Genomic DNA, 14,894 nt, shown 5'->3' on the forward strand with positions numbered 1-14,894 from the left:
TTCACCCGTTAGCCACCCAATACATGTTTCAACATGTTGACGCACATGTCGTATGGGACGGTCTCTTTCATCTTCTGCTGCAAGTACTCATCCAGTTTTGGTTTCAACGTGAAGGCACTATCGATTGCTGGATCCGTTCCTGGCTTGTAAGCACCAATCGACACCAAATCTTGGTTTTTACGGCAGATAGACAGCACTTGCCTTACCGCTTTCGACATCAAGACATGTTCTTCAGTGGTGATTTGCGGCATAACACGACTGACGGATTTCTCAACGTCAATCGCTGGGTAGTGACCGGCATCGGCCATCTCACGAGATAACACAACGTGACCATCGAGAATTGCTCGCGACGCATCCGCAATCGGATCTTGTAAGTCATCGCCTTCGGTTAACACGGTAAAGAAAGCCGTGATAGAACCTTGTTCATCATTGCCGTTACCTGCTCGTTCCACCAGCGCAGGAAGCTTAGCGAAGACTGATGGCGGATAGCCCTTGGTTGCTGGCGGCTCACCCACAGACAGAGCAATTTCACGCTGAGCTTGAGCAAAACGGGTCAATGAATCCATGAGTAGCAGAACATCTAAGCCTTGGTCGCGGAAGTACTCGGCGACAGCCAACGCGGTTTGACAGCCTTTTAAGCGCATCAATGGTGATGAGTCGGCAGGAGCGGCAACAACAACCGAACGCTTACGGCCATCTTCACCAAGAATCTCTTCAATAAATTCTTTAACTTCTCGTCCACGCTCACCGATTAGGCCTACGACCACTACTTGCGCAGTTGTGCCTCGAGTCATCATGCCCAGAGTTACGGATTTACCGACACCAGAGCCAGCAAACAGACCGATACGTTGCCCTTTACCCACGGTTAGCAAACCATTAATGGCTTTCAAGCCGACATCGAGTGGTTCAGAAATCGGTTTACGAGCTAACGGGTTGATTGGCTCCGCATTAAATGAAGCGCGTTGCTCTGTATAGATTGGACCTAAACCGTCGAGTGGATTACCTACGCCGTCGATCACTCGACCGAGCAGTTCCATTCCAACAGGGATACCACTTTCGGTAGTCATTGGCGTGACGCGAGCGCCAGGTAAGATCCCGGTGATTTGCTCACTCGGCATCAAAAATAGGTTATCGCCAGAGAAACCGACGACTTCGGCTTCCATCTGACCAGACATGGTTTCGACTAAACACAAACTGCCGATTGGCGCTTTACAGCCGGTAGCTTCAAGCGTTAAGCCAACAACGCGTACTAATTTACCAGAGGCAATTGGTCGCGATTTTAGCCCCTCGACTTTGTACTGACTGAGACGATTCGCTAACTCAAGCATTACTCATGACCTTGGTGACGATTTGCGCCGCAGAAATTTTGAATAACGTTCTTTACACGATCTTCCATGCGGTAGTTAACGCTCGACTCACCCGCTTCAATTTGTACATCACCACGGTTGAGTGCTGGCTCTGCGACCAGCGTCCAATTACGGCAGTCCAATTCAGTCTCGCCATACGCAGAGCGAATGATCGCCACATCTTCCGGATTGAGTTTCAATGTGATTGCGTGACCAGAAATCGGCAACGACTCTACCGATTCTTTAACGGTATCTAATATGATTTGTGGGTTGGTTTGCACTTCAACATGAACCACTTCTTTGACCATGGTAAGCACCATGTCGACCAATTGCTTCTCCACCTGAGCGTTCATCAACTCTAATGGTTGAGCGAACTGGTTTGCCAGCCCCATGAAGACGGCCACCTGCTGTTGAATGTACTCTTGACCCGCGGTTACGCCTTCAAGCTTGCCTGCTTCGTTGCCTTCTTCGTGACCGGCAGCAAAACCTTCTTCTTTGCCTTTTTCATAGCCTTGCTTAAAGCCCGCCTCTTGGCCTTGATGCAGCCCTTCCTGATAAGCGCCTTGTTTAATCAGCTCGATTTGCTCTTCAGTCAGAACCAGCTCTTCATCTTCAATGGCTTCTTCAACCGTTGGCATCCAACTAGGGTCGTAGTTAAAAGCGGTTTCTTTGGCTTGTTTGCTCACGTCAGAGGTGTAGTCAGGCAGCCCCCATTTCTGAGGTTGGGCAACCGTATTATCTTCTTCAGGGCGAAGGAAGCCGCGTTTTCTATCACCTGACATATCAGTACCTATCTATGAGTGGCTTAACTGTATTGTGAATTCAAGCAGTTAAACTGAGTTAATCTGTGGTTCGAGATTGGATAAAGAAAAGCCCCAACAGTGTGGGGCTTTTGAGATTTCTGTATTAAAGGAACTCGTCGGCGCCACCAGACAGCATAATTTCGCCACTGTCTGCCATCTTCCTCGCGATACCCAAAATCTCTTTCTGAGCCGCTTCAACATCAGAGACTTTGACTGGCGGCATCGCCTCAATATCGTCTCTCATCATATCGGCAGCACGTTTAGACATGTTCTTGAAGATCTTCTCACGTAGACCTTCATCTGCACCTTTAAGTGCTTTCTGTAGAATATCTTGTGGAACATCACGTAGTAGTCGTTGAACACCTTGGTCATCAACTTCAATAAGGTTTTCAAAGACAAACATCAGATCTTGAATCTGTGTTGCCATGTCTTCGTCTTGGTCACGGATTTGATCCATCAAGACGCCTTCCACGTTGTTATCCATGTAGTTCATGATCTCAGCCGCGGCTTTCAGGCCACCAATTTTGGCAGCTTGAGCACCCGCTTGACCCGCGAACTGTTTCTCCATGATTTCATTCAGTTCAGCAAGCGCCGAAGGTTGAACTTCTTCAAGGTTGGCAATACGCATCATCAGATCCAGACGAACTCGCTCTGGGAACTGAGACAGGATCTCAGCCGATTGATCGGCATCGAGGTACGACAACACAATAGTTTGAATTTGAGGGTGCTCGTTGATGATAATGCTCGCCACCTGACGAGGATCCATCCACTTAAGCGAATCCAAACCTTTCGAACCTGTGCCGAGAAGGATTTGGTCAACAAGGTTATTCGCCTTGTCTTCACCCAGAGCAGCAACTAACGCATTACGCATGAAGTCTTCGCTGCCCATACCAATGTTGGTGTACTTCTGAATATCATCTAAGAAAGCACGGTGCACAGCGCCTACTTTCTCTTGGGATAGGTCTGTAGCTCGCGCCATCGCACTACCCACACGCTGAACCTGCTTTGGCTCTAGGTGACGAATAATACCAGCAGCATCTTCTTCATTTAAACTGAGCAACAAGATCGCAGCGCGCTCATCGCCTGAGATAGAGCCGATATCCACGCTAGAGACATCAAGCACTTCACCGCCTTCAGTTTGTTGTGGAACTATTTCGTTAGCCATCTACCATCCAATTCTTAACTACTTGAGCTGCTAGCTCTGGTTCATTCGCTACAAGTGCACGTACTGCTTTCAGCACGTCCTCGTCTTTATGAAGGTTTGGTAAGTCGATACTTGAACCAAATTCAAACAGCTCACCACCTTCAATATCACCACCAATTAAGCTGGTTTCGCCGTTGGCACCAATTGGCATGCCATCAGGTCCGTACATCTGTTCATCGTTGTCTGCTGCTGGGTTAAGCAGTTTCTTCATTGCAGGGCGAACAAGTACCAACACCACCACAATGATAACCAAGGCACTTGCAAACCAACGAACCCAATCATTGAAGTTTGGATGCTCCCAGATTGGCACATCAGCAACAACATCTGTTACTTGAGGTGCAAACTGCATGCTTAATACGTTGAGCAAATCACCACGAGTTTCATCAAAGCCCACCGTACCAATCAGTACTTGGCGAATCGCATTGATCTCGCTCGCCGGAATCGGAGTATGAACCACTTCACCCGTATCTGGGTTCAAGGATTGGCGGTCTTTGATCGCAACAGAAACCGTCTGACGATTAACCGTGCCGCTCTGTTTACGTTCATGACTGATGGTGGTGTCTAGCTCAAAGTTTCGAGTCGCTTCTTTGTGAACAGAGCCTTGACCTGTCATCGCGCCGTCTTTCATCTGAGCCACATCTTGTGGAATTGAGGCATCCGCTGGAGGCTGGTTACTCAACGCACCCGGAATACCCGCCACCGTATTTCCATTGTTGTAATCTTCTAAGGTGTATTCACTTCGAGTCGCCGGTGTATTCGGATCAAAACGTTTTCTGGTTTGCTCCACAGCACTGAAATCGAGCTGGATATCAACCTGAGCGGTGTAGTTACCAAACCCAAGAATAGGAATCAGGATGGAGTCAATTTTTTCACGCAGCGCTTGTTCTTGATTGCGCTCTAACTCGTGTTCTTTACGACGCGCCGCTGACATAGGGTCTTGAGAGCCTGAGCTCAACAATCGGCCATGCTGATCGGTCACCGTAATACGTGAGGTTTTCATTCCCGGAACGGCACTTGCCACCATATCCACAACAGAATCAACTTCTTGCTGCTTGAGGTTAGTACCTGTTTTTAGAGTTAGGAATACAGAAGCAGAGGCTTCTTGATTATGACGTACAAAAACACTCTGCTTCGGCAGGGCCAATAAAACCTGAGCTTTACGCACCTGTTTCATCTGCTCAATGGCTTTGGCAAGTTGTCTTTCGCGGCTTAATTTAAGGCGTTCTTGTTCTAAACGTTGTGATACACCAAAACCCATGTCTTGCATGAGGATGTCATCACCCGCGTTTCGCTCTTGATTCAAACCCGCTCGTACCATATTAAGCTTTAATGAGTTGTACTCACTCGCCGGTACTGAGATGGTATTGCCTTCAAGCGTGTAATCGATCTTTTGCAGATCTAAGTAATCAAGAACGGGGATCAATTCTTCTGTTTCGTAAGCCCCTAATGGACGCATTTCTGGCTCTTTTACCCAGAAAAACAGCATCACAATCAGCGCTACACAGATAGAGATAGAAAGGACTAAGACGACCTGACGAAGTAAATCGAGATCACCGACAGCCATATCGAACTTCGATGAACTGCGTTCACCTAGATCGGGATTTTGCCCTTCTCCGTCTAGCTCAGAGCCTGCAATAAGTGCATGGTCGTTGCTATCGCTTACGGTTAAATCTGTTGTTTGACTATTATCTGCCACTATTTAACTACCCAACTTATACCGGCATATTCATCAGCTCTTTGTACGATTCGACCAATTTATTTCTAATTTGGATCGTCGCCTCAAAAGCCACACTAGATTTATTACGAGCAATCATCACGTCCGATAGGGATACGCTTTGGTCGCCACTATCAAAACGAGCTTGAAGATCACCTGAGGTCTTTTGTAATGAGTTCACATTATTGATGGCATTAGTCAGCATGTTGCCAAAATCTGCACCGACCGCTTGCCCCGTTGCTGCGGGACGCGCGCTGGCAGCTTCGACCATCATTGCCTGCATTTCGCCTTGTAAACCATCTATTCTCATCTACCACCTCAGGTGTCAAAATTATGACCATCTATTTAGCTATATTATTGACAGAGCAATTAGCGTGCCACACATTTAATTGACTAGATATCGTATTACACTAGTCAGAAAGCTGACACTACTAATCTATCCTCAGTTTGGGATATCTATTCCAGCATCGCGCATTTTAGCCAACTTGTAACGCAGTGTACGAGGGCTAATGCCCAGTTTTTCAGCCATATCTTTGCGTCGGCCATTACATGCAATCAGGGTTTCAAGAATGATCGCATACTCTTGATCTCTAAGCTCATTACCTAACCCTTCGCTGCTAGCCGCGATTTTATTGATTGGGTTTGCTTCGGCAATAGGCTTAATTTCTGGCGCAGCTACGTCACTGCCTTCGACGATTTGTTGTAGGCTGCTTGCGTCTTGCCAATCGACACCTTCAAGAAGGATATGCTCACCAGAGATGTTCTCTTGTTCGCTCAATATTAGCGCACGCTGTACCACATTGTCTAATTCGCGAACATTGCCCGGCCACGGATAATTGACGAGTTTGCTGATCGCTTGTGCTGACATAACGGGTACAGGCATACCAAGTTTGGTGCAGTGGCGCTCAACTAAGTGCTTGGCTAAAGGTTCAATATCGCCTTTACGCTCGCACAATGGAGGCCAAGAAATTGGGAATACATTCAGGCGGTAGTATAAATCCTCACGGAAATTCCCTTCAGAAACATACTGTTTAAGGTCTCGGTTACTGGTCGCTAATACACGAACATCCAATTTGATGCTCTTACGACTACCTAATCGCTCAACTTCGCGCTCTTGCAAAACACGCAGTAGTTTGGCTTGTAGGCTAAGATCCATTTCACTGATCTCATCCAACAGAATTGTACCGCCCTGCGCTTGCTCGAATTTCCCCGGGCAAGCTTGAATAGCGCCAGTAAATGCGCCTTTTTCATAACCAAACAGGGTCGCTTCTAACATGTTGTCTGGGATCGCCGCGCAGTTAATCGCGACAAACGGGCCATCTTTTCGGCTAGAAGCATTGTGAATGTAGCGAGACATCACCTCTTTACCAGAACCACTCGGGCCCAACACCATGACGTTGGCATCGGTTTTCGCAACTTTATCAGCCAGCATCATTAGCTTGATACTTTTTTCATCAGCAACGATAGCGTCACCATTGTCATCCGACTTTACAGGCGCATAACGGCTGACCATGTTGAGCAGCACTTCTGGCGCAAATGGCTTTGCCATATAGTCGATAGCGCCCTCTTTCATTGCAGCAACGGCATCTTCGATGTTGGCGTACGCTGTCATTAGCAATACCGGCAAATTTGGCCAATGCTGCTTAATGTTTCTCAATAGTGCCAAGCCACCCATGCCCGCCATCTGCACGTCAGATACGACAATATCAACGGAGTTCGATTTTAATTTGACCAGAGCATCTTCCGCACAATCCGCTTCCAGCCATTCATAGCCAGCAAGCGCGAGTGTGTCGACAAGGGCTTCGCGTAGACCTTCATCATCTTCGACGATTAACACTTTGCTTTGAGCCATAGGATTCTCCAGTGTAAATTCAGTTAAAACTTATTAGTCTTCAGAAGAAGCACTTCTTTCAAGCGGTAGACACATGGTAAAGCATGCGCCGTCGCCTTCTTCTGATATCAATTCCAGTCGGCCTTCATGTGCTCGACATACCATTTGTACAACCGCTAAGCCTAGACCTGTACCTTGTGAACGAGTGGTAAAGAAGGGTTCCATTATTTTACCTTGAAGCTCTTTCGGTACGCCGGGGCCACTGTCTTGCACTGATATCTTAAGCTCGCCATTTACGGGCCTAAAAAACACATCGATCTGTGATTCCTTACCCGCAATTTGAACCGCGTTCAACACTAGGTTGCTTAACGCTGAGGCGATAGCATTGGCGTTGCCGAACATTTGAGTCTGTTCGCCCTCAACTTCTTGGCAATAATCAATCTGGTTAGTTTTCAATGCCGCTTCCACCATAGGGTGAAATTCAGTGATCAATTCAGCCACAGTAAATGGCTTAACGACTTTGTTGTCACCACCTTTGGCAAACAACAGCATGTCGTTCACTTGCTTCTCTAAGTCATGCAATCTATCCATAAGCTTAGATTGAAAACGCGTTTTTGTTGCCGGCGGCAGATTTGGCGCGGCAAGGTTTGATGCATACAGCATCGCACTTGAAAGCGGCGTTCGCACTTGATGGGCAAGCGAGGCCACCATTCTACCTAATGAAGACAAACGCTGAAGATCACTCACGCGAGACTGCAATAGTCGGGTCTCGGTCAGATCGGTAATCAAAATCAGCTGACCCGTGGTAGAGGCTGAAATCGCCAAACGCACTTTTCGCCCGTTCTTCAATGAGATCTCATGACCGTCATCGTCTTTTGGGTCAAAGGCACTTTGAATCACTGAAAACCACTTCTCGCCAACCAACTCAACACCAAGAATACGATGCGCTTCAGGGTTCGCTTCTCTCACTTCGCCGTGTGTATCTAACAAGATAACCCCTGCTGGCATCACGTCGAGTACTTGCTTATAGCGCTCAACCTGCTGTTCAACAGAATCTAGGTGTGATTGATTTTCTGGTTCGTTAGATACGCGCATGTCAAAAATTTGCCTCAAATACTAAAACAGCCTGAGACGTACAACACGAGTCAGGCTATTTGCTATATTTATCACATAGTTAAGCAAGCAACAACTCGACTATGGTTTATCTGTTCACTTAGCTAGAGTTACCAAATAGCTAAAAAGTGTGTGCTAGTTTTTCGTTTTCATCGAAAACTGGACACTATCGCTGCAAGTTATATTTACGCATTTTTTCAACCAGAGTGGTTCTACGCATTCCAAGCATGTCAGCAGCACGAGCAACAATGCCGCCCTGCGCTTCCAACGCTTGATTGATCATATTCACTTCCATATCCGCGAGTAGCTCTTTCAAGTTAACCCCTTCTGGCGGTAACTCTTGAGGCGCATTAGCATTGTCGGCAATATCATCTTGCTGATCAAAACTGAAATCTTCTGAGAATAAGTCAGCAAGTGCATCACGCTCTTGCTCCTCTTCAGATCCAAAGCTATTAAACTCTGGCTGGAACTCAGGGATATCGCTGTATCGATATTTAGTTGGCAGGTGATTCACATCAACCAAGCTGTTTGGATACAAGATAACCATTCGTTCAACCAGGTTCGCTAGTTCACGAACGTTACCTGGCCAGTAATGCTCCATCAAAGAGTTGATAGCACGAGCCGTGAAACAGATAGGCATGCTGCCTTCCGCTTCCATTCGAGTCATCAGCTCTTGAAGCAACAGTGGAATATCTTCTTTACGATCTTGAAGCGCCGGCATTTCAATCGGGAATACATTTAAGCGGTAGTAAAGATCTTCACGGAACGAATCATCGTCGATCATATCTTCAAGGTTGCGGTGGGTTGCCGCAATCACTCTAACATCAGCTTGTATGGTGCTATTGCCACCTACACGCTCAAAGCATCGCTCTTGCAGTACTCGTAGCAGCTTAACTTGCATCGCCATCGGCATATCGCCAATTTCATCAAGAAACAGTGTGCCACCTTCAGCCAATTCAAAACGGCCTTTACGTGCGGTAATCGCCCCAGTAAATGCGCCCTTCTCATGACCAAACAGTTCACTTTCAAGCAAATCAGGTGGAATCGCGCCACAGTTTACAGGAACAAAAGGCCCTGAACGACGTTTAGAGTGATAGTGAATGTTACGCGCTACGACTTCTTTGCCTGTACCAGATTCACCAAGAATCAGCACGTTCGCTTCCGTAGAAGAGACTTGTTCAATTAAGTGACGTACTTCTTGAATGCCAGCACTTTGTCCTACTAGGCTGCGAAACAGGGTGTTCTTGCGTGCCGAAGACACAACTTGAACACCTTTGCGGCCTAAGAAGTCTTTACAGTGTCTTAATGCATCACTTAATTGCGGGTAGTTAAGAGGAAGTTCAAGCTCACCAACATAGTTAGTCAACTCGTCAACCGGGTGATTGTTTTTGCCAATCACCAGTAAAGGGATGTGATTGGCGTGAACAAGCTTCTCATTCAGTAATGCGTTGAAGCCTTTACCTTTAATGGTACCAATAATGCAGCCGGCCCACTGCAGTGACCAGTCAACTTTACGTGCTTGTTCAGAGCTGATTACTTCGCAGCTCTCTCCTACAAACTCTAATATTGTGCTTAAATTGTGACGATCTTGAGCGTTATCGTCGACGACAAGCAGTTTTGCCAAACCTTGCATAAGTAGGAATTATTGCCTTTATTTTGGTGCGATGCAGAAAAACGGTGAGCGACGTAATCGATAAAACAGAGAAAAGTATCAATGATTATGGTCTACGTGGACAAATTTAGGAAATCAGCAACGAAAAAAGCCATTAGGCTATCTAATGGCTTCTATTTTATTTGATTAAAAAAATAAGGCAACCAACCAATCAAGGGATATGAGATTGGTTAAAACTGCAATTTTTCTTTAAATACCTACGTCAGCGGACGTCAAGTTGTGATATTCGTTCGGAATTTGGTCCCAAGCGCTCTTAATTTCGCGAATAATATCGATAACATCATCAATAGGCTGTGGGTCATTTTTGTGATTTGCCGCAGAAATTTGCGTGATCATGAACTCATAAAGTTGATCTAGGTTTTTCGCAATATCGCCACCATCGTCCATAGATAGGCAACTACGTAGGCTAATAATGATATCTAGAGCCTTACCAAGTCGCTCACCTTTCACTGGGATGTTGCCTGCTTGCATTGCCGCTTTGCCTTGAATCAAACGCTCGATAGCACCGGCCATTAGCATTTGTACAATCTTATGCGGTGAGGCAGCCGTTAGCTGACTATCCACTGATACCTTTTTATATGCCTGTAAAGAACCGCGCATAGTAAACCTCTTCTATAAAAACTTTTTGTATTGTTGAACTGATTTAGCGCCGTGACGGTATTTATGTAGGGTCTTACCTACTCGACTCGTCTCAGACTGCATCAATTCGACTAATTTTCTGGTTCTGGTAATGGCTTCAAACCATTCAGAACTTTGCTTAACGTCGGGATGTGAGTCGATTATTTGAAGCACGTTTTGCAATAACTGTTCTCTGTTATCGACAAGCTGCGTTATTTCTTCAGCATTAATTTCACTAAATTCCAGTTTAGAGAGAATTAGTTGATCGAGTTCACAAAGCTCTTGTAGCTGGCTATTCATCTATTAGCCCAACGCATTCATCATACTGCCCAGCTGAGATTGCATCTTACTGGTCGCATCTTGCATGGCTGTGAACTTAGAGTGGGTACGGCTCTCTAGGCTGTCCATGCGGCGGTCGAGCGCGCTTTGGTCATCAACCAAACGGTAGTTTTGCTCGACCAAGCTCTTTTCTCGAGTACGGATTGAACCCGTGATACCTGTGATACCTTGAATCGCATCTTCCACTTTTTTGGCGAAACCGTTGTTGCCACCAAAGAACTCACCCAACTTATCAAAGTTATTGTTGAGTTGACGGTCAAGCATATCGTAGTTGATTTCTAGCGAGCCTTGTCTTGTGGTGGTGATACCGAATTCAGTCAAAGACTTTAGATTGTCTGGCGCACCTTCGATACTTGATGAGAACACCCCTTTCAATCGGGAGTCGGCGTTACGCACGGTACTGTCACCAGACAGCGGGCCTTTTTGGCCAGTCGTTGGGTCAACACCCGCCAAGTTTTTAGACACTTGGTAAAACTGATTATAAGAATTAACAAAAGCTTCAATGTCTTGGCGAACACTGTTACGGTCGTACTCCACACCAATTTCTGCCGGCGGCTTATCTTTTGGCGTTTTTCCTTTCACCGTAATATCAATACCTTCAATGGCATCTTCAATCACATTGTTATTACTAGAGAGTTGAGCAACACCATCTAGGACAACCATAGAATCTTGGCCAGCCTGAACTTCAGTCATTCCACTATAGGTATCAAAAGATTGCTGTGCTTGTTCAAGATCTGCTTGCGCTTTATCGACCTTCTCTAAGAGCTCGCGCTCTTCGGGTTCTAATTTGGCACGCTCAATTTTCTTGGCTTGCTCTGCGGTGAGTTCGCCTTTTTGAACTTTCTCAGCCAACTCCGCTTTTTCTTGTGAAATCTTCTCTTCGATACGCGCTTGCTCAGCCTCAAGCTTTTGTTGGGCTTCTTTCGGTGTCACGTATGAATCGGTCAGAGTACCTGAGGCAGCATTTGACCACCCCGGCACATCGGGTGCCTTCTCTATCGCTTTTTCATCAAGCTCAAGTTCTGGTGTGTAGTAAGAATCTAAAAGCGTACCTGACGCGGTTTCAGTCCAGCCAGGGATATTATCTTCAGGCATCACAGACTTTGCCGCTTGAGCTGCGTCTAGGGCGGCTTGGCCGTCGGCGGCTGCTTGCTCACCGTAGCTGAGACTTTTAGAGTCTCCGTCAACATCTGAAGTAGAATCGGTTTGGGCTGCTGGGATGATATTGCCATCTTTATCGAGTGTTTCATTCGCATTTGGGTCATCGCTAGCGATCACTTCATCGATGAGTTCAACGGTTTTTCCTGCAGGGGTTAGAGCTAGAATATCTTGAGCAGCAACGCGCGCTTTCTCTAGCGCTTTAACACGTTCTTCAAGCGTTTTGTATTCGAGTTTTTTTAAGGGATTGGCAGCATCTGACTCAACATTAATGCTGATCTGCTGATCTGAACCAGACTGGTTCGAGGCAATAATAAGTCTTGGACCTTCGACATCGTTGATAATAGATGCACGAACGCCTGGGTTGCTATCTGCACCGTTGATACCACGAACAACTTCGATAAGTCTCGATCTGTCGCCAACTTGCACGTCAAAGCTGTCATCACCAAGCGAAACCTGCAGCTTACCTGGGCCAAATTTCATGTCCTCTGACAGTACATCAGAAGCCACTTTATGGCTTTGGGCAAGCTGCAACACATCGATGGCATATTTGCCAGCGATCGCTTCGGTAGTCGCGGTTGCAGAGACAAGCGCTTCATCGGTACTTTCCACTGTTCGCACAGCAAAAGCTTTTTCCTGACGAAAGTTTGTCATCAGGTTTTTCATCGAATCAAGGGATTCTCTGAGTCTTCCATAGGCACTAATGCTGGTATCGATTCGCGTTCGTTCATTGTCGATTCGTTGCTGTTTAGGTACACGCTCCGAATCAACAATTTTGCTGACCATGGAATTGATATCCATGCCAGACGAAATCCCCATTGGGCCAAAACTCATTAAATCACCTCAATAATACGACTTAAACCTTCACCTCAAATATTCGACTATTCGAGTTTTGGGCTGCTAGGCGTCTTAGAATTTCAAGCATTTCTTCATCAGGGATCTGGCGAATAATATCACCGGTTGTGGTCTCATAAATGGTAACCACATCTCTCCCAGATTCTTCATCGACCTTAAAAGCCACACCTTTATTGAGAGAGGAGATAAACTCGTTTACCTTCTCCACCATTTTGACTCGCTCTTCATCATTTAACTCTTGTCTATGTTGAGCTAATTGAATCGCCGCTTCGGTAGCTTCCTCTTTCGATTTCTCTACCTTGTCATAAGATGTTGCTTCTTTTAGTCGCGAAAGACTCGACGCACTACTACCTTCATCGCTTGCAATTTTAATGCCATTAGGTGAGCCATAAGGCTGGATGTTCGATGCGTTGGATGATATTTCCATAACATTCTCCCTCCCTCCTTTATGAGCCAAACAGTAAAACTCTACCCAGAGTAGAGTTTACCGCTACTTACCGAGGTAAGTTTAGCCCAATAAGCTTAGAGCTGCTGATGGTGACTGTTTCGCTTGAGCTAGGATAGAAGTACTCGCCTGTTGTAGGATTTGAGACTTCGTCATAGCTGTTGTTTCTTTCGCGTAATCGGTATCTTTGATACGGCTCTTAGACGCATTAACGTTTTCGTTGATGTTGTCTAAGTTGCTGATTGCATGGTCAAAACGGTTTTGGAAAGCACCTAGAGAAGCACGTTGGCTATCAACAGATTTTAGAGCACCATCAATGATAGATACTGCTTCGTTTGCACCTGCAACAGAAGTTACGTCGATATCGTTAACGGTAACGTCTTTACCAGCACCGATACCTAGTTCGCCCGCAAGGCTGCCGCCAAACTCAACATCACCTTCAACTTTTTGGCTTGAAGCGAAAAGTTGCAGTTTACCGCCTTCACCCACAGACGCTTTAACGTCTTCACTTTGACCGTTGATGTAAGTTGCTAGCTCTTCAATATCGTTGCCTTCTTTCGCAGAAATGGACAACTCTTGAGCTTCACCAAATTTATCGTTGTACTTAATCGTTAGATCAGCACCAGCACCTACACGCCAAGAAGCATCTTTGCCTTCTTCTACGCCGTAGCTCTTACCGCCCATTTCTTGAGTATCGGTGCGCATGTTCCCCATAGAAAGCATTACCGCCTCACCAGAATCTGCACCGATTTGGAAAGATTGACTACCGTAAGTTCCGTTAAGAAGCCTGTTACCACCAAAAGAAGTTGTTTCAGCAATACGGTTAAGTTCTTTGTTCAGAGCAGAGACTTCTTCTTGGATCGCAACACGTTCAGATTTGCTGTTTGAACCATTTGAAGATTGAAGAGAAAGGTCACGCATACGTTGCAGAATGTTGGTTGACTCATTCATTGCACCTTCAGCTGTCTGTGCAATAGAGATACCATCATTCGCGTTTTTCACAGCCATATCTAGGCCACGGCTTTGCGACGTTAAGCGGTTAGAGATTTGTAGGCCTGCAGCATCATCTTTTGCGCTATTGATTTTATAGCCAGAAGACAAACGCTCCATTGATTTTTGAGTACCTTCAGCCGCGCTATTCAGGTAGCGCTGAGCCGTCATTGCAGACACATTAGTGTTTACATTAATCGCCATAGTTGATCTCCTTTAGGCATTTTTTAATGCACTTATGTGACTCTCACCTCACACAAATACATGTCAATTTGTTTATGCACCAGTGTCTCTCTCACCTTACATTGGTACATATCATTTCTCTCAATCCCTTTAACGGCCCCTTAATTAGAAGCTTTAATAAAAAATGCGATTTTTTTCGTATTCTTTTCAACAACAAAGAAAAGTGTGATCAGGCTTCAATTAATAGAGCGGCATTCGCTAAAGTTTCGCATCCTCGCTCATTTATAAGTGTCGCCTTGCACATAAAAACCAAAGCCGATCCCTGATATCTCGTTCTACTCGATTCTGGGGTGACGAAAGACTGCTTCGATGTAGTAAGCGAGGAAACCATCATTTCCCAATTCCCGTCACTCCCTACAGTGAGGAGCGAGCGTGATAGGGAATCTCGCTTTCCAATCAACGACCAACACCAAAACTCCCCCCTTCTCCAAATTGCAGGCAATAAAAAACCCAGCCGAAGCTGGGTCTGTTTAGCGCTCATCTCTCACCACGAGCTAATTTGTGGAAGCCTTGCGTCAACACTATTGGTCAACGTGGCTTTTTAATCGATTAACCTAGTAGGC

13 protein-coding genes are annotated in these 14,894 nt (G+C 46.0%); all 13 read right to left on the reverse strand.

All coding sequences use genetic code 11. The annotated features are described in order from the left end of the window. Positions 1-8: 8 nt before the first annotated feature. The gene (fliI, locus tag AB4583_RS17315) at positions 9-1,328 is read right to left on the reverse strand and encodes a flagellar protein export ATPase FliI (protein ID WP_017060680.1); all 1,320 of its coding nucleotides are present in this window, start codon (positions 1,326-1,328) and stop codon (positions 9-11) included. Then, positions 1,328-2,128: a flagellar assembly protein FliH gene (gene fliH / locus AB4583_RS17320; protein WP_017060681.1), complete on the reverse strand. Its 801-nt coding sequence runs from the start codon at positions 2,126-2,128 to the stop codon at positions 1,328-1,330. Before fliH ends, fliI begins: the two co-directional genes overlap by 1 nt. Before the next feature lie 124 nt (positions 2,129-2,252). Next, positions 2,253-3,314: a flagellar motor switch protein FliG gene (gene fliG / locus AB4583_RS17325; RefSeq protein WP_017060682.1), complete on the reverse strand. Its 1,062-nt coding sequence runs from the start codon at positions 3,312-3,314 to the stop codon at positions 2,253-2,255. After that, a complete protein-coding gene (gene fliF, locus AB4583_RS17330) occupies positions 3,307-5,049 on the reverse strand; it encodes a flagellar basal-body MS-ring/collar protein FliF (protein ID WP_017068985.1) in 1,743 nt (580 codons plus the stop codon). The genes fliG and fliF overlap by 8 nt, the downstream gene beginning before the upstream one ends. 16 nt (positions 5,050-5,065) lie before the next feature. Beyond that, entirely contained in the window at positions 5,066-5,377 is a 312-nt protein-coding gene (gene fliE / locus AB4583_RS17335; RefSeq protein WP_017060684.1) for a flagellar hook-basal body complex protein FliE, read from the reverse strand. A 132-nt stretch (positions 5,378-5,509) separates the two neighbouring features. Continuing rightward, complete coding sequence (locus tag AB4583_RS17340) at positions 5,510-6,919, reverse strand: sigma-54 dependent transcriptional regulator (protein ID WP_017060685.1); 1,410 nt, start codon at positions 6,917-6,919, stop codon at positions 5,510-5,512. 33 nt (positions 6,920-6,952) lie between these two features. Continuing rightward, positions 6,953-7,993: a PAS domain-containing sensor histidine kinase gene (locus AB4583_RS17345; RefSeq protein ID WP_017060686.1), complete on the reverse strand. Its 1,041-nt coding sequence runs from the start codon at positions 7,991-7,993 to the stop codon at positions 6,953-6,955. A gap of 184 nt (positions 7,994-8,177) precedes the next feature. Beyond that, positions 8,178-9,644, reverse strand: coding sequence for a sigma-54 dependent transcriptional regulator (locus tag AB4583_RS17350; protein ID WP_017064122.1), 1,467 nt, complete (start codon positions 9,642-9,644; stop codon positions 8,178-8,180). 228 nt (positions 9,645-9,872) lie between these two features. Then, positions 9,873-10,283, reverse strand: coding sequence for a flagellar export chaperone FliS (gene fliS, locus AB4583_RS17355; RefSeq protein WP_004736194.1), 411 nt, complete (start codon positions 10,281-10,283; stop codon positions 9,873-9,875). Between the two features lie 12 nt (positions 10,284-10,295). Continuing rightward, positions 10,296-10,601 carry a flagellar protein FliT gene (locus AB4583_RS17360; protein ID WP_017068986.1) on the reverse strand — a complete coding sequence of 102 codons (306 nt, stop codon included), beginning with the start codon at positions 10,599-10,601 and terminating at the stop codon, positions 10,296-10,298. A gap of 3 nt (positions 10,602-10,604) precedes the next feature. Next, entirely contained in the window at positions 10,605-12,632 is a 2,028-nt protein-coding gene (gene fliD, locus AB4583_RS17365) for a flagellar filament capping protein FliD (RefSeq protein WP_372118519.1), read from the reverse strand. Between the two features lie 22 nt (positions 12,633-12,654). Beyond that, a complete protein-coding gene (gene flaG, locus AB4583_RS17370) occupies positions 12,655-13,080 on the reverse strand; it encodes a flagellar protein FlaG (RefSeq protein ID WP_017066380.1) in 426 nt (141 codons plus the stop codon). Between the two features lie 81 nt (positions 13,081-13,161). Then, positions 13,162-14,292: a flagellin gene (locus tag AB4583_RS17375; RefSeq protein WP_372118522.1), complete on the reverse strand. Its 1,131-nt coding sequence runs from the start codon at positions 14,290-14,292 to the stop codon at positions 13,162-13,164. Positions 14,293-14,894 lie beyond the last annotated feature (602 nt).

It is taken from the genome of Vibrio sp. 10N.222.49.C12 (assembly GCF_041475025.1).
GTDB lineage: Bacteria > Pseudomonadota > Gammaproteobacteria > Enterobacterales > Vibrionaceae > Vibrio > Vibrio crassostreae_C.

What these genes read in the sequence shown, in the direction of transcription:
- fliI (WP_017060680.1), bottom strand. Translation starts at nt 1,328, where the DNA reads ATGCTTGAGTTAGCGAATCGTCTCAGTCAGTACAAAGTCGAGGGGCTA.
- fliH (WP_017060681.1), bottom strand. Translation starts at nt 2,128, where the DNA reads ATGTCAGGTGATAGAAAACGCGGCTTCCTTCGCCCTGAAGAAGATAAT.
- fliG (WP_017060682.1), bottom strand. Translation starts at nt 3,314, where the DNA reads ATGGCTAACGAAATAGTTCCACAACAAACTGAAGGCGGTGAAGTGCTT.
- fliE (WP_017060684.1), bottom strand. Translation starts at nt 5,377, where the DNA reads ATGAGAATAGATGGTTTACAAGGCGAAATGCAGGCAATGATGGTCGAA.
- AB4583_RS17340 (WP_017060685.1), bottom strand. Translation starts at nt 6,919, where the DNA reads ATGGCTCAAAGCAAAGTGTTAATCGTCGAAGATGATGAAGGTCTACGC.
- AB4583_RS17345 (WP_017060686.1), bottom strand. Translation starts at nt 7,993, where the DNA reads ATGCGCGTATCTAACGAACCAGAAAATCAATCACACCTAGATTCTGTT.
- AB4583_RS17350 (WP_017064122.1), bottom strand. Translation starts at nt 9,644, where the DNA reads ATGCAAGGTTTGGCAAAACTGCTTGTCGTCGACGATAACGCTCAAGAT.
- fliS (WP_004736194.1), bottom strand. Translation starts at nt 10,283, where the DNA reads ATGCGCGGTTCTTTACAGGCATATAAAAAGGTATCAGTGGATAGTCAG.
- AB4583_RS17360 (WP_017068986.1), bottom strand. Translation starts at nt 10,601, where the DNA reads ATGAATAGCCAGCTACAAGAGCTTTGTGAACTCGATCAACTAATTCTC.
- fliD (WP_372118519.1), bottom strand. Translation starts at nt 12,632, where the DNA reads ATGAGTTTTGGCCCAATGGGGATTTCGTCTGGCATGGATATCAATTCC.
- flaG (WP_017066380.1), bottom strand. Translation starts at nt 13,080, where the DNA reads ATGGAAATATCATCCAACGCATCGAACATCCAGCCTTATGGCTCACCT.
- AB4583_RS17375 (WP_372118522.1), bottom strand. Translation starts at nt 14,292, where the DNA reads ATGGCGATTAATGTAAACACTAATGTGTCTGCAATGACGGCTCAGCGC.